Genomic DNA, 18784 nt, shown 5'->3' with positions numbered 1-18784 from the left:
TTGTTAACTTTCGAGTCTGCTTCTTGGGTGTTGCAAACGAATCGGTTGATGCTTCATTCCCACTCCTTTTGGGGTAAACATTTGCCATAAACTCTCCACCTCTACCTGTACCACCTCAAATAACACTGTTAACTCCTCCTCAGTGGGAGTAGGAATAAAACAAAACTTCTCCCAACGTCCAATAGTTCCCCCCTAACCCCGTTATCTTCCCCATCATCGTTACCGTTAATTCATTTTCTCGCCGAAACCGTCCTAAAAAATTTTTAGCCGTCTAACATACCCTACTTGAATCAAATTATTAGTTATTATTGACCTCGATATTTTTCTAAAATTTTCGGTAATTCATCATAACCATCTACTCCAATAAACTTAATAATTTGTGGTCGATTTTGTTCTAAGATTTTCTGAAATTCTTCTGCTGTCATTTGTCCTTTAATAACCATCAGCAACCCCGCAGACTGTCGCCACTCACTTGACTTTATTTGTTCTAAAAGATACATTGCCAAACAACTATAATAAACAGATGTTGAGAGATTTCCTAATGTATAGTAAGCTTCAGCTAAATAAGTGAAATTTAACCCTTGAAGATAAACATCTCCAGAATTTAAAGCCATTTGATTGCCCTTTTCTAAAGCAGTAATTGCTGCCGCCGGTTGGGACAATACTACATAAGCAATGCCTAAACTATTATAAGCTAATGCCTGACTTTGATACTCCCCTAATCTTTCTGCTAAGGTTAATCCTTGTTCGAGATAATTAATGGCAGATTCATAGATTTCTGGTTCTATTTGTTCAATTTCTCGCGCCCGAAATACTTCACTATAACCTACATTAATTAATCCATTGGCTTCCCCTAATTTATCACCAACTTGACGAGAAAATACTAAAGCTCGTTGACTATGACTAATCGCTTCACTATAATTTTTCTCATAGATATAAATACGACTCAGATGATTAAGATTGGCAATTTCACAGGGTTTATCTAAGGCTTCACGGGCAATTCCCAAGGCTTCTAAATGAAAGGATTTTGCGCGTTCATAATTCCCTAATGTGCGTTGAGAATAGGCTAACAAAGTAAGAATACGGGCTTTTTCTTGGGTTCTTTCTACTTCTTTTAAGGGATCATCAAAATAACTTAAAGTCTCCCGTAAGTTATCCCCAGAAAAAGAGGCAAAAATCCCCCCATACAAAGGAAAATCCTTTCGTCTGGAAAACTGACGTAATAATTGTAACATCATCAAAAAACAGCCTTCTTTTAAGTTGCTATTTATCCCTTCAAATCCTTGGGAGAGTTGAGCAAAAATGACGGCAAAGGTTAACAAGGTACTATAGGATAATCGTTGACCAAATTTAGCATTATAAGGCTGTTGATCAAACCATTTAACTAACCCTTGTTGTAAGTATTGTAAGAGAATAATTAGTTCAACCCAAGCCCTTAATTCAACTTGATAACTTTTTTCAGCTAATAATCTAATTGATTCATTTCTCCCTAAACTTTGAAATAACATTTTGGCTAAAGGTCGATCAATCTTTTTCTCCCACCAAGGCCAAGGGCCTTGTTTTTCTTCCCCAAACCCTAAAGCACTTTTATTTTGTTCATAAATCCAACTAATTAAATCCGGTTCTAAGAGGACAAAGGCATTTAGACCATCTATAATACCATTAGCTAATTCTAGGGTTTCTTGAGAGTTACTTGATGATTTGAGGGACTGAGATAATTTTTGCAATTGCTCTCTAGTTAAATTTTGGGCGTTACTACTATCAAGAAGTTTTAAAAAAGAAGCCAAAGAATGGTTAGATTCAGCATTTTTAATCTGTTCCGTTGCTGTGGCGATCGCGGCATCAGTTTGATTTTCTTTTTGCCATCTTTTCCATTCTCCCTCAATGGTTTCTAAGGCCCGTAAAACTCTAGTTGCTTTTAATTTGGTTTCTAATTGTGCCTTGGTTTTATTAATATGTTCATCGAGAATGCGCTCAAAAATTTCTCCCGTTCCCGACTCAATCTCTTTCACCAGCATTCGATAAACTTGTTCTTTAGAACGAATTTTTCCCTCAAGGGTAATCTCAACAATAGAATCAATTAAGCCATGATAACGATTAGCAAGAGAATTAGTATCAGACATGATAGTGAATATATGACTCCTAAAATAGTTATAATAACTAACATCATCTCTGCAATCATAGCCTAAGCCTGAATGAACCCTGACGCGCTTCAAACTCTCCTCAATGCGATCGCCAGAGGAGAAATTACCCCCAATACTGCCCTAGACAAGCTTAAACATCTTAGTTTTGAACCCGTCGCAGACTTTGCCAAAATAGATCATCATCGTCACCTTAGGACAGGATTTCCCGAAGTGATTTGGGGGCCAGGGAAAACCCCCGAACAAATTGTGCAAATTATGACCACGATGGCCCATCATAGTCCCGTTGTCATGGCCACCCGCATTGAAACCGCGATCGCCGAACAACTCGAAGCCGAGATCCCCTCTTTAATTTACTATCCTACTGCTCGTATTTGCGCCCTGAAGACGGGTGAATTGCCATCTCAGGGGTTGGGAGTCATTTCCGTATTAACGGCAGGTACAGCCGATTTACCCGTCGCTGAGGAAGCCGCCATCACTGCCCAGTTATGTGGGTTTGAGGTACAACGTCTCTGGGATGTGGGGGTTGCGGGTATTCACAGGTTATTGAGTCATCGAGAATTAATTAGTCAAGCAGATGTGTTAATTGTGGTAGCAGGAATGGAAGGGGCCTTACCCAGTGTCGTCGCAGGGATGGTAGACTGTCCCGTGATTGGCGTGCCTACCAGTGTGGGTTATGGCACAAGTTTTGGCGGCGTGGCCCCTCTATTAACCATGTTGAATTCTTGTGCTAGTGGGATCGGTGTGGTGAACATTGATAATGGGTTTGGGGCGGCAATTTTAGCGGGTCAAATTTTGCGTACAGGACAGCGTTTACAGCGAAAAAAACCCTAAACCTTGGTTGAAAGGGTGATAGAGTTAGGGGGTGATGAGATGATCCAAAGGAGTTTGTAATAAATTGTTAAATACGAAAGGCGAACATCGCAGTATTCTGATAGCAGAGACAGCTAAATCATGGTTAATTCATAGAGTTTCAATCTATGCTGGACAAAATATTATACGCGGACTCAGGAACAGGTACGACTCAAGAAATGCTCAAAGTTTTGATGGATCTTCCCGCCATTAAAAAAGCATCCCTCAATATTCTGCACGTTGTCCCCCCCCAAATTACCACCGATGCGATCGCCGCTAAATGGGAAGAGGGAGGAAAAATGATCGCAGGTATCCTCGAAAACTTACAACTAGATCCCAGTCGTGTCTCTACCATGCTACGTCAGGGAGAACCCAAAGACACCGTTTGTCAAGTGGCCGATGAGATCAACGCCGATTTAATTATTATGGGATCACGGGGACTAAAACGCCTCGAAGCGATCCTCGAAAACTCCGTCAGTCAGTACGTTTTTCAACTCACCAACCACCCAATGTTGTTGGTAAAAGACGATATTTACGTCAAAAAGATCAAACGGGTAATGGTGGCCCTTGATAAGTCTTCCCCCGCAGACTATGCCCTAGAATTAGCCCTTTACTTATTACGGGACTACGGGGAAGCTGAATTGATCTTAGCGCGGGTTAATCCAGATATTAAACCCGAACTCCTGCCCCTCTCTAAAGCGGAAATGGATAATAACCCTATTGTAGCTGAAGCCGCAGCCAAAGCTAAACGAATGGGGGTTTCCTATCGTTGTGTGGTAACAGGGGGTCGTCCTGGGGAAAGCATTTGCCAGTTAGCAGAAGAGTATAACGCCGATCTCCTAATATTAGGATCACCTGATCGCCGTCCTTCTGTCGCTAAAGGGTTGCCTGATCTCGATCGCCTCCTCGGAACCTCCCTTTCTGATTATGTCAGGGTTAATGCCAATTGTCCCGTCTTATTAGCCCGCAAAGAGGGTATTTAGGTGATGGGGTGATGGGGTGATGGGATCATTAAGACAATTTTTCTCCTCACTCCCTCAAAGTTAAATCTTTGTAACAAGATGTTTCACAAAACGTCAGTTATGACGCAAAGTAATGGTTGAATCAGTCACATTCAAGGAGTTTATGACCCATGTTATCTGATACCCAAGTTCTCGTTGCCTTAGTTATTGCTTTAATTCCTGGCATTCTTGCTTTTCGCTTAGCCACGGAACTTTATAAGTAAACCGTTCGTTTAATAAAACAGATCCCTGCTCATCTCGACAACAAACCCCAGAGAAAATGATTTCTTAAGGTTTTTGTCCGAGATGAGTAGTCTATTATTAATCTGTGGTTTGTTTAGCTATGGTAATGTCTCGTCAACGTCGTTCCCGTCGTCAACCTCACCAAGGTTCCAACCCTGATCACCAATGGGTTGCCACTGAAATTACGGTAAAATTGGCTGTTAATGGGATTTTATCAGCCATTGCTGTGGTGACTTTGTTCAAATTAATTCCTTACCAGTGGTCACAACAGGCTAAACTCAAAGAAGTAGAAGTAGAAGTTCAAGAAACGGAAAGACGGGTTTCAGAATTAAGACAAGATTTTCGTCACAATTTTGATCCTTACCAAATTAAAAAGGTTATGCAAGAACAAAGTCCCCGTCTTCAGCCTACTCAACGGCGCATTTTTTGGTCAAATTAGCCCATGCTCCTCCAGAAATCGCCTTTGAGCTACAGGCAATGGATAGATAAGGGAAAGTTTATTTAAGTTTTTCCAAGATAGCCTGTAAAGGATTCGGTTTCAAGGTTTCGGGTTTGCTGACAGGAACAATATTCACAGAAGGTTGTAATAAACTATCATCAACCCAGGCAGAATAATGTTTTACCTCTGTTAAATTTTTGGTCAATTTAATTAAATCTAAATTGCCGCGCATAGCATAAATTTCTGGCCGTTGTTGTTGAGGCATATTCCAGGTACTAATTCCCCCTGGCCCACCCCCAAAACTATTGAGAGGAACACTATCAAAGGGACGTACAAAGCGATCACCTTTCCACACCCAATCTCTCCCCGGCCAATATAAAATAGCTTGCCAAGAATGGGGTTTTTGGGAGTCTTGATAAATTTCTGACCAAAGAATAGCCCCATTCTCTTTTAAAGTTGCCTTAAAACCGGACTGATAGACGATTTCATAGCGTCCTTTAGGAATTTGATAATCTTGAGGCGACCACCATAACACCTCAAGGGTTTTCCCTGTCTCAGCAGGTTTCAGGGTAGCATCTGGAGTCCCATCTAACAAACTAGAATATAACTTAATTTCCTCTTTTGGGATCTTGGCTTGTAACTTAAACTGCCAACATTGCCAACTCTCAGCAACCTGGACTTTTTGCCATTTTACCTGACAAACACCATTCCCCGTAGCAACCCATAATTTGTCTTGATACAAGGCTAATTTCTGGGGAATGACCCCAATAAGAGGACTATTTCGCGGATTATAGGATTTAATAACCTGAGACTTAGGATCATAGGAAACCAGTCCCATTCCCCCTAAGTAGGGGTTTCCCTCACCACTAATTTGTGTCCCTAACCAAAAAATTAGTCCAGTTGAGGTTTTGGCGATCGCTAGATCATTAATTTGTGCTTTGGCTAATTCTGGGGGTTGAATCAGGCTAATTTTCTGCAATTTAGGGTCATAAGTCACAAGGGTAGCAATTCCCCCGTTGCCTTCCCCTTGTTCTGGGGAAATAGCCCAATAAAAGCGATCTTGGTCAATAATACTAGCTGTAATGGCGGGGATACCCAATTGAATTCCGGTTTTTTTCGCTTTAACTTGGTCTAGGGTGTATAAAATCTGACGCTGAGGCTGATTATTATCCGGTTGAATCAGTTCTAAAATAACTTGTTTGGGTTCAACTTTAAAATCGGGAAAAGGATTAGGATCAAGAAACACCCGATATTGATAGGATTTTCCTTGCCATTCCAGGGTTTTATAGGGAGGATCACCTAATTGTGCGATCGCATCTTCATAGGTTTTCGGCGGAGTTTCAGCCGGTTTATAGGTTCCTTTCTTCACGATCCAACTTTGATTTCCCTGACAAAAAATAAAGTCATAGTAAGCACTTTTAAAAGTAATTGTCTCCTCAGTTTCAATAATATCTAGGCTTTGCCAATGACGATAAATTTCTTCCTCTCCCTTGATTTTAAACATCGGAGGAGATGAAGGAGGAGAAGGACAGTTTTGCTCGGAATTAACCCCTGATTGTTTGGGGTCGCTACAACTATTGAGTAACCAAGCAAGACTGAAAAGAGCGATGAACAGTTTCATGATAAAAATGTTATCTTACCAAATCGACTTGGGAATTTGTCAAGGTAATCTTTACATTTAGAAAAATAGTTCACCCCTTCAATTCCTCTAAATACACAGTCCATTTAGCTGCCAAGGGAATTTCCGTAAAAAGAATTTTAATGGATGGGGTATTTTGCTCGAAAAAACTAAATTGTATTGCGGCTTTTCCTTTGGTTGGTAACTCCGTTAATTCAACGATTCGATCATTGATTAACAGTTGAATATTGTCAATATCATTTAAAGAAAAATTAGGTAAATTATCAGGAATAAAACGACCAGGTTTACCCCAAGTTATTTGTTTTCCTTTTACCCCAATAATGGCATATATATCATATTTAGCTTGGTCGAATTTTTCCGCCCATCGACCATAAGCTTCTAATTTTTGATATTCATTCCAGCCACTCCAAGCTAACCCAAAGAAAACCATGAGTAAAGGCAACCATAAAAGACCTCGTTCCATTGTTAAATTTCCTAGACTAAGAAGATGATTAGAGACTGTTGATCAATAAAATTTTAAGCCAAAAACCTCTCAATTACTTCTCTAAAATTTCAAAAACCCTCTTCAGGGGGTATCAATGTCCCCTCAAATTATGGTAAATAGAAACAGTGAAAGCGGTATGGTCGTTCATAAGAACCCTTAGGTTAATGAAACTAAAACAAAGTTTTTGGCCCCAAATCTTGAGAAAAGTTGGGCATTTGTGGAAAACAAGTATAGTCATGAGCATAATCATGACCCTGTCTATTAGTTTGTGTGGAGCAACCTGGAGCCAACCTAACACAAATTCGATGTTAATTAGCGTTTTAGCCCAGGGGAACGCTATTACTGACCCCAAGGCTATCTTACGCTATGCCTTACCCATTGATAGCGAACCCATTCGTAAAGTACAAGAGGCGATCGAAGATATTTCCAATCATCTTCGGGGGAAGCGTTGGCCCCCCATTGCTAAAGATGTAAAGACAGCTTCGTTTTTGTTAACTTTACGGAGTGAGCAAATTGTGGCAAGCGTTCCTAGCGATCGCCAACCCCAAGCAAAAACTCTCCTCGAAGACATTAAAACAGGGGTTACAGAACTTCAAGAGGCGGTAGATAATAAGGACAGGGCAGAGGTTGGGTCAAAACGACGGGCCATCCTTAATCAAATTACCGATCTTGAAGATTTGATGGTGGAAGGGTTCCCCTTTGAAGTGCCTGGGGAATATGCTGACTTACCTCAGTTGAAAGGACGGGCTACGGTAGAAATTGAAACCACCAAAGGTAATCTTACCCTAGTGCTAGATGGTTACAGTGCGCCTGTCAATGCGGGAAACTTTGTGGACTTAGTTCAACGGGGTTTCTACGATGATTTACCGTTTATTCGCTCAGGGGATGATTTTGTCGTACAAGCGGGGGATCCCCCAGGGGCAGATGCTGGGTTTATTGACCCAAAAACGGGAGAATATCGAGCAATTCCTTTAGAAATTTTAGTAAGAGGCGATCAATCACCGATCTATGGGACGACTCTTGAAGAGTTAGGGATTTATTTACCTGATTTAGTCCTTCCTTTTAATGCTTATGGGGCTGTGGCTTTAGCCCGTCCCAGTCTCGATCCTAATGGGGGATCATCACAATTTTTCTTCTTTAAGTTTGATAATGAATTAACGCCTCCTGGCTTTAATTTAATGGATGGTCGTTATTCTGTGTTTGGCTATGTGGTTGATGGCAAAGAGGTGTTAGAAACTATCACAGACAAGGATAAAATTGTTTCCGCTAAAGTGATCGATGGGTTAGATAATTTAGTCGAACCCCAAGCTAGTTAAAACTGTTACAAAATTACTAAATAGAGACATGATATTTGTTCGTGTCTCTATTTTTTTCTTTCCTGTTTCCTTATTTCACAGTTAACTTTAAATTAATATTATTGAGGTTATTTAATACCTCCTCAAATTTTTTCTTCCGTTGAAATTTTCGGCAACATTAAAACATAGCGATAGCCCGATTCAGGAGAACCTTGAACAATGATTTTACCGCCATGACTCTCGGTTAAGTAACAACTCAATAATAAACCGAGCAACTCTTGAGAACTCTTACCAGGGAGTTGGTTAGTTTGTTCTCCATAAATCATTTTTTCGAGAGACGAGGCACTTAAAACATGGTCTCCGACAGGGTTTGCCACCGTATCACCTTGATGTAAAGCAGCCAAAGAATTATGGAGTTGAGTTAATTCATGCTGGTTAGATGAAGGATATAAATTAACTTGGGGTAAACCATCCCCCAACCAGGGATGAGACACCCAAACCGCAATATTCAGGGTTTTACTGCGACGGGAAACATGAACGCGAATTTCTCCCCCCACTTCCGAAGATTCTAAAACACTAATCATCAAATAATATAAGGCTTGTCGTAGGATTTCTTTGTCTAACAACCAAATCCGTTTACCTGGTTCTACAGATAAACGCAGGGTTTGCCGTTTCTGATTAGCCACTTCGCAAAGACTATTAATCGCTTGCTGAGAGAGCATTTCAATATTAACGGGATTGAGGTGTAATTGGGACAGGTTATCATTGGTCATCCCTAATTTGAAAATTTCCTTGACCAATGAGTTCATCTGTTGACCACTATTATGAATAATCTCTAGGTATTCTTTTTGTTTGTGACTTAAACTGCCAAATATGCCACCCTGCAAAACACTAGACATTCCAATCACAGAGGTTAAGGGGGTTCGTAGTTCTTCTATTAACTGTCGTAATAACTTTAGTTTAATACTACTGATAGAAGCTGCGGCCGTTGATGATAAGATTCCTTCATTGTCGGGAGTTACTTTGAGGTTTGGTTGTGCTAAGGTCAGCCATTCATCATCTTGAGGGGACTCACGTTTGAGAAGATGATTCCGCTCAAATTCCCGTAAACACCAACGGGCAGTTAAGGTTAAAAATTCTAAGTCTCTAGGGGTAAACTGGCGAGGGACTAAATCCATCACCCCTAAAGCTCCGATACATTCCCCTTCTGCTGTGATTAAGGGAGTGCCTAAAAATGCCCGAATTCCATAATGTTGCACTAAGGCACTACGAGCAAAAATCGGATCTTGTAAGGTATCATTGATGACTAAGGGTTGTTCACTGTCAACAATATAGGTGCTAAAAGCTTCTTGGCGAGGAATGCGTCGAGATGATGCCAATTGATTCATCAAGCCTAATCTTGATAACCCGACGGCTGACTTTAGCCAGAGGTCATCCTTAACCATTGTCCCTAAAATACAGATAGGGGCTTCTATGAAGCGAGCAGCAGTTTGGGTGGCTTCCTCAAAGATGGGAATGGTTTCAGTGTCCAATAGTCCTAACTGTTTTAAGGTGTTGACTCGCTTTTGTTCTCGCACTGCGGGACTCAAGCCATCCAAACGACAAAAAAGACGATTGGTTGCGCTGAGCATACTGACATTTACCCCTAAATTTACTGCTTGCACTTGCATCACAAAATCCCACTTAATCGAGGTTTAGAGAAACTACGGAAATATAATCTGAACGGGAGGCAAATGATAATTTACCCCTTGCTCAGAACAGATTGAGAGCGTTATCTTGTCTTTCTCTCTGCTAGTTTTAAAGTTCCCCAAAATCTTCCTTAACAAACATATTGGTCAAAAATTTCCCAGAATAATCCATGAATTCGTAAAAATACGGCGGGTTATTTCAGGGAAATAGATGATTTGATTGGCTTAACAGCTAGATTTACTTAAGTAATTTGCGGAGTTCACACAATCTTTAATAAGAATTTCGGATAATACCTTATTTCCTCCTTTCCACCAGTAATATAGAGGCAATTCATGAATTGCCTCTACAGTGTTTTGTCTCTAAACTAATCTCAAATTTGGATAATGGGCCAAAATATCGTCGGTGGTTAAGGTGTCGGCTTCTGCTTGGGGAGTCCAGAGAATTTCCATGGCCAATAAACTATCGCCTCCCATACCTGCAATTTTTTGCAGTGCTGAACGTAAATCTTCTGCTTCATTAATGGTCGGCAGTTCTAATTTTCCGGCAACTCCCACAATTAAAGACACCACAATATACTCACGGGACTCCGTTAATAAGGATGACTCTTGTGTCCCTTCTAATAAGTTGCTTGGCGCACTCTGTCTCAATTGGTTATTGACATTAGATAGGGTTTCTGCGGTGAATTTACTCCTTTCTGTCAAGGCCATTTGATTGAACTTGCTTTCTGCTGCATTCATAGAAGCTGTTTGTGCTTCGCTCAACCCATAAACCCAATATTCGGGGTGACGGAGTAACGCAAGACTGGCTTCTTGCAGTACCATAGCGCGTCCGACTGCGGTATCGGTATCTGCTGTTTCGGCTAGTTCATTGAGTTCTTTTTGAAGATAACGTCCACTGGCTAATAATCCTACTTGAACTTTAGCCACAGAGACTTGAAGATAGTTATCCTCGTTTCCGTTCCCTTGTCCACTTAGATTGCCTACAGTTTTAATTAAAAAGTTAGCCAAAGCAATGAAAATGAGAATGGTGAATAAACTCCCAAAACCGCCAAACCCAAAGAAGGGGATTAAGAAGGGAAAGCCAAACCCTCCCCCACCATAACCATAACCTCCTCCACGATAACTCCCACCAGGAGAGCTATAGCTACGACTAGGACTTCTAAATGATCCCCCGCCTATTCGACCCCCACTACGGGCGGCTAAGGCACTGCTAATGTCCCCTAGAGACAAGATTAGGACTAGGCTAAGAATGAGTAAGGATTTCAAAAAAGGCTTGAGTTTGTTAAACATACAACAATAGAGATGATTTCGATACTAATGGGTTACAATTCCTTTGAACCCTATTTATAGTGTAACGAGATTCTTATTCTTGAGGCCCAAGCTGCCTAAACTGCAATTGTTCCATAGTTCCCTAAAAATGTGAAAGATGACGATTCGTTTATTAGTTCTTGATATTGATGGAACCATTGCTGGCAAATCTAACACTGTCAGTCAATCGGTTAAAGATGCGATTAAATTGGCTCAAACTCAAGGAATTCAAGTGGCTTTGGCAACGGGGAGAATGTATTATTCTGCTCTACGGTTTCATGGGTTAATTGCCTCTGAATTACCGATTATTGCTTATAATGGGGCCTGGATTCAATGTCCCTTGACGGGTATTCGTCATCATCATTTTCCCGTTTCTCCTGATATTGCTTTACAGTTATTGGACTATTTTGAACAACCTCATTGGCTGAAAAAATTAGAGGTTCATTGTTATATTGATGATCGTTTATATGTTCGAGAGTTTACTGCTAGAACGGAAGTTTATCGGAAACGCTCAGGCATTGAGCCAATTGTAGTAGAAGATTTACGCTCCATTGTTGCTTTGGAAACCACAAAGGTTTTAGCCATTGGGAAGTCTCAATTAATGGGTAAGTTATTATCTGATTTACGACAGCGTTATTCCCGTGATCAGCTTTATGTTACTCAATCAACCCCAATTTATTTTGAAGCGACTCATCCCAACGCAAATAAGGGGTTTGGTGTGAAGTTTTTGGCTGAAGAATTATTACAATTAACCTCTGATCAAGTGATGGCGATCGGCGATAATTTTAATGATTTGGAAATGTTACAATATGTGGGGCTAGGTATTGCTATGGGTGATGCACCGAAAGAGGTGAAACAGGTTGCTAAATGGGTTGCTCCTGATGTAGAATTTGATGGCGTGGCTAAGGCTATTCATAAATTTTTATTAAGTTGAAAAAAATCTTAAATTTTTCGTTTCAATGATCCACAGGGTTGCGGTTTGTGGTATTATGTTTCATAATGGAAATTGTTTGCTTTTATGGTTACATCGTAATATTCCCATTATGAAGCATTAAATTTAATTAACTCACACTTTTCGGGATAATGCAACCCCTTGGCAAAATTTTTTGATTAGAAAATGTCAGAAACTAGGCGCGATAATTATTAGATTTGCTAAAGTTGATAAAGTTTATTAATATGTTTATTGACGCTAGAGAATGGAAAGATATATAATTCAAGCTAGTCGAAATGTTTTTAAACCAAAATAATCAAAGGAAAATGAGCATGATGTTTTACACAGTAATTCTCAGAGAAAGTTCAGGTTATTGGGTTTCATTATGTCTCGAAAATGGATTAGTTGGACAAGGAGAAACACCAGAACAAGCTATTGATAAACTTAAAGAAGCGATAGAATCTTTTTTAGAAGTTTATCGCAGCGAAGACAATGTTTATTCCAGTCCAATTCATATTGATGAACTTCATGAATTCTTAACCATCGAAGATCCTGAATCTTCTGAAACCTACGAACTGAGAAAAGTTTATGCCTAAAAATATTCCTTCTCTCAAACCTAAAGCACTAATTAAAATTCTAGAAAAAGGAGGCTGTAAATTTCATCGAGAAGGAAAAGGAGATCATCGTTTATATCTTCGAGAAGTTGATCAAAAGCGTCGAATCGTTCCCATAGATATAGGTGCAAAAGAAATGTCTCCTGCTTATGTTTTGCGTATTTTTAGACAATTTGGTTTTACAGATGAAGAAATTGAAAATTTGTTAAAACAATTGATTTATAAACACTCTTTAAGACTCAGGAAATTGACCCTCTCGGACTTCTTTGGCAAATTCCCCAACCGCCTCAGTAATAATCTCTCTTAAATTAACATAAGACTTAGCAAAAGGAGGTTTTTTAGGGGACAATCCTAATAAATCTGCGGTAACTAATACTTGACCATCACAGTCCGGCCCTGCACCAATCCCAATGGTAGGAATCGGAATTTTTGCGGTAATTGCTCTTGACAATTGGGACGGAATATGCTCTAATACTATGGCAAAGGCTCCCGCTTCAGATAATGCGATCGCCTCTGAAAGAATGCGCTCGGCTTCTGCTTCAGTTTTGCCCTGTTGACGATAGCCCAAACGATGGACAGATTGAGGCGTTAACCCGACATGGGCCATGACAGGAATACCAATATCAGTTAATCGGGCCACGGTTTCTACTGCGGCAGGGTGTCCCCCTTCTAATTTAACCCCTTGCACCCCTGTTTCTTTCAAAACCCTTCCTGCGGCATGAATGGCTTGACTGACGCTTTCCTGATAGCTTAAAAAGGGTAAATCGCAGACAACTAAAGCCCGTTTGACCCCACGACGCACAGCGGCCGCATGGTGTAACATTTCATCAAGAGTAACGGGTAAGGTTGTGTCATGGCCGAGGGCAACCATGGCCAAAGAATCCCCCACTAAAATAATATCAATTCCGGCCATATCTAACAGTTGAGCAAAGGCATAATCCCAAGCCGTTAAAACTACCAGGGGACGGCCTTGCTGTTTCCATTCAATCAGTTGTTGCGTTGTAAGTGGCATGGAATTAAGTACCGTGACAACAATATTTTAACAGAAGGGTAAGGGTCAACGGCCGTTGACCCCTACATTTATTCTTTAACGGCTTCGAGAATTCGAGAATAATAAAAATTGGTGCTTGTCATACCTTCACGTTTAATTTTAAAGCCATTACTTTCTAAGATTGCAATGATATCTTTTTCTTTGTGTTGATAGGCGCGAGTGGTTTTACTAGGGCCAGGAAAAAATTCACCAATCTTTTTAAGAAGGGTTAAACAAAGGGTTTTGGGTGCAAAACTTAGGATTAAACGAGATTCAGCTAAAGAGGCTAAATGAGTGATCATTTTAGCTGCATCTTCTTGAGGATAATGAATTAAAACATCTAAACAAATAACGGTGTGATATTTACCTGTTAACCCTTCTAAATCCTGCACCGAAAAAGTTACATTATTCGCATTTTCTAAGGTGCTTTTTGCTCTTTCTGTTGCCTCTTGTACCATTTTTTCGGAAATATCACTGGCAAAAATTTTCGCCCCAGATTTTGCTAGAGGAATGCTTAAACTTCCTACCCCACATCCAGCATCACAAATCGATAAATCTGCCAAGTTTCCATCAGTTTCTAACCAGTCGATTACTGTATCAATGGTTTGTTGATGTCCTAGGCGAATATTTTTTTGAACTTTGTTAACTTCCCCATCGCCATAAATTCTGCGCCAACGGTCGAATCCTGTGGCGTTAAAGTAATCTTTGACAATGGTTTTGTCGTCGGTGGTGGTATTCATAGATGTAAAAGTAGTTGAGATAATTTAGGACAACTTTCTATTGTATCGTTCCTTCGTCCTCACCTAAGTAATGACACAAATTCGTGCCAAACTTTGTTATGTTAGATCAAAAAAGACATTAAGAAATGTAAGGATTTTCATGGCGGATCAACTGATACGAGCAATGGCAGCAGATGGCGGTATTCGGGCAGTCGGTATCATTTCTACCCGACTCACAGAAGACGCAAGACAACGACACAAGCTTTCCTATGTGGCGACTGCTGCTTTGGGACGGGCGATGACTGCGGGCCTCTTATTAGCGTCTAATATGAAACGAGAAGGCTCCCGTGTTAACCTCAGAATCAAAGGTAATGGCCCCTTGGGGGGGTTGTTAGTGGATGCGGGGTTAGATGGGACGGTAAGGGGTTATGTCGCTCATCCTGATGTGGAATTACCCCCTAACCCTTTGGGTAAATTGGATGTGGGAAGGGCGATCGGCAACGAGGGTTTTCTCTATGTGGTACGAGATATTGGTTATGGTTATCCCTATTCCAGTACAGTTGAATTAGTATCTGGGGAAGTGGGGGACGATGTGACTCATTATTTAGCGACTTCTGAGCAGACTCCTTCGGCCTTATTATTAGGGGTATTTGTGGGGTCAGAAGGGGTGACAGCAGCCGGGGGCTTGCTATTACAAGTTATGCCTAAAGCGGCTAGAGATGAAGAATTAGTGACTGTCTTAGAGTCCCGTGTGGGCAAACTTTCAGGGTTTACGCCACTGTTAAGAGCAGGGAAAACTTTACCGGATATTTTCGAGGAATTATTGGGGGATTTAGGGTTAGTTATTTTCCCAGAAGTTCAGATGTTGCGCTTTGATTGTCGTTGTTCTTTTAGTCGAGTTTTAGGGGCTTTAAAATTACTGGGAGAAGTGGAATTACAGGATATGATTGAAAAGGATGATGGGGCAGAGGCAACTTGTGAATTTTGTGGAGAAATTTATCAAGCTAGTCGTCATCATTTAGCCCAATTAATTGAGGATTTACAGGCGGAATCTGTTTGATTAATTAGGTTTTGCTGAACCTAGGATGTTAAACTATTGGCAATTATACACTTGAACCCTAAAGGGTTAAGCTATATAGACAAAGCCCGTCTGCACGGGCTTATAATTAGGCTGTTTATACAGCCTTTGTTCTTTTTTGTAGAATCAGCCTTGAGGCTGTATTTCGGTGTTAATTTTAGACTTACCAAGTAACTTTCCCATCTAATTTTTTACTCTTATTTTTACCGATTCCTTTGACTTTTTTTAAGTCTTCTAGAGAAGTGAATTTTTGAGTTTGACGGGCTTCAATAATTCTAATTGCTAATTGTTCTCCCACTCCTGGTAAGGTTTCTAATTCTGCTTGTGTGGCTGTGTTTAAATTGATAATTTTTGTTTCATTATCTTGTTTTTCTGTTTCTAATAGATTAGGGCAGTTTTGATCATCTTTTTTGATTTTATTATTGATAAATTCAGGAATACCCAAGGTGGAATTATTATATAATTTCTCAAATTCTTTCAGATAATGAGCAGTAATTGTCGGATTTTTAATTATTATTAATGTCTCATCATTTTGAAAGTTAGCTGAGGCTGACCAATTATGAGAACCTGTAATTATCATATTATCATCAATAATACCAAATTTATGATGGAGTTTATCTCCTTTGGGAAGGTTAGAAATGCCAACGGTATTAATGTTTTGTGTCCAAGGTTTATTATCTTTTTCATATTGACAGTTATTACTGACAGCAACCCCTAACATATCTAACCCTTCGCTGTAACTCCGAAAGGCAAATTCTGGATCAATTAATGCTTTAATTTCTACAGCTTGATTATGTTTGTTTTCGAGAATATTAGCAAGTTGTTGTTCACTAAATACAAATAGGGCTAAATTAACTGAGTTTTGTGCCTTATTTAAGGTTTCGCCAATTAATCCATTGGTTGTAATTTCCCAATTGTCTTTTGATGAATTGGGGGAAAATTTAACCGTAACTTGTGATGTGCCAATGGTTAATTTTTTGGGTGATCGTGGGGGTTTATTGATGCCAAATTTACTATCTTTTTTTCCTCCCATTCCATCGCCCCACATCAGATTAAATTCTTCGGTAAAAATTTGAGCTAATTCTGAGGATTGAATCTTAAGTAAATTGTTAGCATTGCCTCTGGTTTCTGGGGCATCAAAATCACCATGAACCCCGCTTAAGGTAAAATTAGCAGAACTTATAATTACTATTTTCCCATCAACAATCATGAATTTATGGTGCATTAAACCAGTTCCTTTTGAACCATCTTCTGTATCATCAATAATTGGTATATTACCTTGATTTAAAATAGTTAAGGCATCCCGTTTATTCAGTTCTTCATCAGTAATTAGTTTGTTGTTATCAAGGTCAATAAATTCAAAATATTGGTCATATCTTTGTTTCTCCCTTGCTTCCATTTGAGCAACTATTTCTGGAGTAAACTGACTAATAGACTGGTTATAGCTATTTTCTAAAATAACACGAACTTTAACCCCTTTTTTAGCTTGTTTAACTAGGGCTTTTGCTAGGTTTGGCAACCGAAATTCTTGAACGGCCATATCAACGCTTGACTGGGCAGAATTCAGAGTATTAATGAGAATATCTTCTAAATTATCCCCAGGACGGTTAATTTGACGATAGGGATCGGTATAATCAGCCCCTTTAGCTTGATTTTGGTTAAAATAAACTTGAATTAAGGAATCTTGGGGTAAAGGTTGAGGTCGCTCAATTTTAAGGGAAGGATTACACGCAATTAATCCCCAGAATCCCAGGATAAATGATAAGATAAATAGGACTGTTTTTTGATAAAATCGTTTCATTATCCCTTTCTTCCCAAGCAAATTAACTCATCTCATGAACTAAAAAATACAATAAATGCTAACTCCTTTACCTATTGTATCGAACATTGTGAGATAATAAGATTAGTCAAAACTAAAAATAATTCTTAAGTTTCTAAGCCTAACTAATTGAAGATAAGGGCGGGTTAGTTTGACTTATTTGTAGAAATCATAGATTTTAACAAAAACCCGCCCCTACAAACAAAACCCAGGTTTATTAATTTTCAATTGTCAGAGAAATCGACTCAATAATCAACTATGGATTTACTGCGATCGCTTCCCATTGGACTCTATCTTGAAAAACCCCTAACTTGGTTACATAAACTCGATCCTAGGGTCAAATTAATTTGGTTAATGTCCTTTTTACTTGCCCCTATTTTATGCAATTCCGAGTGGCGATTAGTATTAGTAGGATTATTGATAATCTTAACCTTAATTGCGCGAATTCCTTTAAGAGTTTGGCGACAACAAATGGGCTGGTTAATCATGTTATCTATCCTAGTTTTTCTTATTACAGCTTTAGCACCTGATGGTTTAGCTGTTACCTCTCAACCTAGACTTTTAGAGAGTAATTTATCTCTCCCTCAACCAACCTCATATAGTTATGTTTTATTAGACAAAAAACCCTTATTTATTACCCGTCATTCCCTCGACTTGGGCATTAGAATTAGCACCTTGATTTTTATTCTAATTTATAGCACTAATCTTTATTTATTAACCACAGCACCAGAAGAAATTACCGCCGGATTAGAAGATTTACTGGAACCCTTACGCCGTTTCAAAATTCCGATTACAGAAATTATATTAACCTTAACCCTTTCTTTGCGATTTATTCCCTTAGTCTTAGAGGAAGTTCAAAACCTAATTAGATCGATTCGGACTAGGGCAATTAATTGGCAAAAATTGGGGATTAAACGCAGTTTACAAGTTTGGTTAGTTGTCGTTGAAAAACTCTTAGAAAACTTATTAATGCGGGCCGAAGAAATTGCAATTGCCATGGAAATTCGGGGGTTTACGAGTCCGAATGAACATCGAGTACAATGGCATCAATTACGCTTAATTCAAGGAGATTGGATCGCTTTAGGAATGTTAATTCCTTTTTGGTATGCGCGGTTTATTTGGGGATAAATGTAAATTTAGAAAATGTTCAAGTCTTTAATTTACTTTATCTTAGCGGGGCTTTGTGAAATCGGCGGCGGTTATTTGGTTTGGTTATGGTTGAGAGAAGGAAAAAGTATTAAATTCGCCTTGGTTGGCTGGCTAATTTTAATGATTTATCTCTTAATGTCGGGGTGAAGACCCCCGTTACACGGATGTTAGCGGTGGGATGAAACCCCGACCAGTAAACAAACCGCGCAGCGTCCATACTTTCCCTCTTGACATCTTGTGCTACAGGACTTAGCATAATAATATAGTTGTTTGAGGTCGAAAAACAATGATTGTCTTAGAGATGAAAGGGGTAATCAAGCCCAATCAAGCTAATGCTATTGACGATGCTATTAG

Annotated in this window: 19 protein-coding genes and 2 pseudogenes; 11 read left to right on the top strand and 10 right to left on the bottom strand. The window is 39.5% G+C overall.

From position 1 onward, the window contains the following. Nucleotides 1-3 precede the first annotated feature (3 nt). Both VB715_RS16775 and VB715_RS16770 read right to left on the bottom strand, forming a co-directional pair. Nucleotides 4-126 carry a hypothetical protein gene (locus VB715_RS16775; RefSeq protein WP_323302365.1) on the bottom strand — a complete coding sequence of 41 codons (123 nt, stop codon included), beginning with the start codon at nt 124-126 and terminating at the stop codon, nt 4-6. A gap of 179 nt (nt 127-305) precedes the next feature. Beyond that, on the bottom strand, nt 306-2123 hold the full coding sequence (locus VB715_RS16770; protein ID WP_323302364.1) for a tetratricopeptide repeat protein: 1818 nt from the start codon (nt 2121-2123) through the stop codon (nt 306-308). Between the two features lie 72 nt (nt 2124-2195). On the opposite strand from VB715_RS16770, the gene larB reads away from it, so the two are divergent. The 4 genes from larB (at nt 2196) to VB715_RS16750 (ending at nt 4676) form a co-directional block, all read left to right on the top strand. Beyond that, nucleotides 2196-2975: a nickel pincer cofactor biosynthesis protein LarB gene (larB, locus tag VB715_RS16765; RefSeq protein WP_323302363.1), complete on the top strand. Its 780-nt coding sequence runs from the start codon at nt 2196-2198 to the stop codon at nt 2973-2975. A gap of 146 nt (nt 2976-3121) precedes the next feature. After that, nucleotides 3122-3976: a universal stress protein gene (locus VB715_RS16760; protein WP_323302362.1), complete on the top strand. Its 855-nt coding sequence runs from the start codon at nt 3122-3124 to the stop codon at nt 3974-3976. 149 nt (nt 3977-4125) lie between these two features. Further along, a complete protein-coding gene (psaM, locus tag VB715_RS16755; protein WP_012264462.1) occupies nt 4126-4218 on the top strand; it encodes a photosystem I reaction center subunit XII in 93 nt (30 codons plus the stop codon). Nucleotides 4219-4343: 125 nt separating this feature from the next. Further along, nucleotides 4344-4676, top strand: coding sequence for a hypothetical protein (locus VB715_RS16750; RefSeq protein WP_416336952.1), 333 nt, complete (start codon nt 4344-4346; stop codon nt 4674-4676). 58 nt (nt 4677-4734) lie between these two features. Here the strand turns inward: VB715_RS16750 and VB715_RS16745 are convergent, their stop codons facing one another. Together VB715_RS16745 and VB715_RS16740 are read right to left on the bottom strand one after the other, a co-directional pair. Beyond that, a complete protein-coding gene (locus VB715_RS16745; RefSeq protein WP_323302360.1) occupies nt 4735-6297 on the bottom strand; it encodes a hypothetical protein in 1563 nt (520 codons plus the stop codon). Between the two features lie 70 nt (nt 6298-6367). Next, nucleotides 6368-6778 (bottom strand): hypothetical protein, encoded by a 411-nt coding sequence (locus VB715_RS16740; RefSeq protein ID WP_323302359.1) that lies wholly within the window; start codon nt 6776-6778, stop codon nt 6368-6370. A gap of 326 nt (nt 6779-7104) precedes the next feature. On the opposite strand from VB715_RS16740, the gene VB715_RS16735 reads away from it, so the two are divergent. Continuing rightward, on the top strand, nt 7105-8115 hold the full coding sequence (locus tag VB715_RS16735) for a peptidylprolyl isomerase (protein ID WP_323302453.1): 1011 nt from the start codon (nt 7105-7107) through the stop codon (nt 8113-8115). Nucleotides 8116-8237: 122 nt separating this feature from the next. Here VB715_RS16735 and VB715_RS16730 read toward each other — a convergent pair whose 3' ends face one another. Both VB715_RS16730 and VB715_RS16725 read right to left on the bottom strand, forming a co-directional pair. Continuing rightward, nucleotides 8238-9764 carry a GAF domain-containing sensor histidine kinase gene (locus VB715_RS16730; RefSeq protein WP_323302358.1) on the bottom strand — a complete coding sequence of 509 codons (1527 nt, stop codon included), beginning with the start codon at nt 9762-9764 and terminating at the stop codon, nt 8238-8240. Nucleotides 9765-10142: 378 nt separating this feature from the next. Next, nucleotides 10143-11072, bottom strand: a complete 930-nt coding sequence (locus tag VB715_RS16725) for a DUF1517 domain-containing protein (RefSeq protein WP_323302357.1) — start codon at nt 11070-11072, stop codon at nt 10143-10145. 136 nt (nt 11073-11208) lie between these two features. Here VB715_RS16725 and VB715_RS16720 point away from each other — a divergent pair, with 136 nt between their 5' ends. From VB715_RS16720 to VB715_RS16710, 3 genes and pseudogenes are all read left to right on the top strand, one after another. After that, nucleotides 11209-12024, top strand: coding sequence for a Cof-type HAD-IIB family hydrolase (locus VB715_RS16720; RefSeq protein WP_323302356.1), 816 nt, complete (start codon nt 11209-11211; stop codon nt 12022-12024). A gap of 329 nt (nt 12025-12353) precedes the next feature. Next, nucleotides 12354-12617, top strand: a complete 264-nt coding sequence (locus VB715_RS16715) for a type II toxin-antitoxin system HicB family antitoxin (protein WP_323302355.1) — start codon at nt 12354-12356, stop codon at nt 12615-12617. Next, nucleotides 12610-12846 (top strand): annotated as a pseudogene (locus tag VB715_RS16710) (type II toxin-antitoxin system HicA family toxin); the annotation flags it as partial. The gene VB715_RS16715 and the pseudogene VB715_RS16710, both read left to right, overlap by 8 nt. A 21-nt stretch (nt 12847-12867) precedes the next feature. On the opposite strand, the gene panB reads toward VB715_RS16710, so the two are convergent. After that, the gene (gene panB, locus VB715_RS16705; protein ID WP_323302354.1) at nt 12868-13647 is read right to left on the bottom strand and encodes a 3-methyl-2-oxobutanoate hydroxymethyltransferase; all 780 of its coding nucleotides are present in this window, start codon (nt 13645-13647) and stop codon (nt 12868-12870) included. 68 nt (nt 13648-13715) lie between these two features. After that, complete coding sequence (gene bchM, locus VB715_RS16700) at nt 13716-14405, bottom strand: magnesium protoporphyrin IX methyltransferase (RefSeq protein ID WP_323302353.1); 690 nt, start codon at nt 14403-14405, stop codon at nt 13716-13718. 139 nt (nt 14406-14544) lie between these two features. On the opposite strand from bchM, the gene hslO reads away from it, so the two are divergent. After that, nucleotides 14545-15444 (top strand): Hsp33 family molecular chaperone HslO, encoded by a 900-nt coding sequence (gene hslO / locus VB715_RS16695; protein WP_323302352.1) that lies wholly within the window; start codon nt 14545-14547, stop codon nt 15442-15444. 181 nt (nt 15445-15625) lie between these two features. Here hslO and VB715_RS16690 read toward each other — a convergent pair whose 3' ends face one another. Next, complete coding sequence (locus VB715_RS16690; RefSeq protein ID WP_323302351.1) at nt 15626-17263, bottom strand: DUF655 domain-containing protein; 1638 nt, start codon at nt 17261-17263, stop codon at nt 15626-15628. Between the two features lie 276 nt (nt 17264-17539). Between VB715_RS16690 and VB715_RS16685 the strand changes: the two genes are divergently transcribed. Both VB715_RS16685 and VB715_RS16680 read left to right on the top strand, forming a co-directional pair. Continuing rightward, the gene (locus VB715_RS16685; protein WP_323302350.1) at nt 17540-18409 is read left to right on the top strand and encodes an energy-coupling factor transporter transmembrane component T family protein; all 870 of its coding nucleotides are present in this window, start codon (nt 17540-17542) and stop codon (nt 18407-18409) included. A gap of 15 nt (nt 18410-18424) precedes the next feature. Then, nucleotides 18425-18559 (top strand): annotated as a pseudogene (locus VB715_RS16680) (hypothetical protein); the annotation flags it as partial. On the opposite strand, the gene VB715_RS16675 reads toward VB715_RS16680, so the two are convergent. Beyond that, a complete protein-coding gene (locus VB715_RS16675; protein ID WP_323302458.1) occupies nt 18519-18686 on the bottom strand; it encodes a hypothetical protein in 168 nt (55 codons plus the stop codon). The pseudogene VB715_RS16680 and the gene VB715_RS16675 sit on opposite strands and share 41 nt — an antisense overlap. Nucleotides 18687-18784 lie beyond the last annotated feature (98 nt).

The organism is Crocosphaera sp. UHCC 0190 (assembly GCF_034932065.1).
In the GTDB taxonomy this organism is placed as follows: domain Bacteria; phylum Cyanobacteriota; class Cyanobacteriia; order Cyanobacteriales; family Microcystaceae; genus UHCC-0190.
The sequence above is the reverse complement of the archived record's forward strand: the minus strand, read 5'-3'. Positions and strand labels throughout refer to the sequence as shown.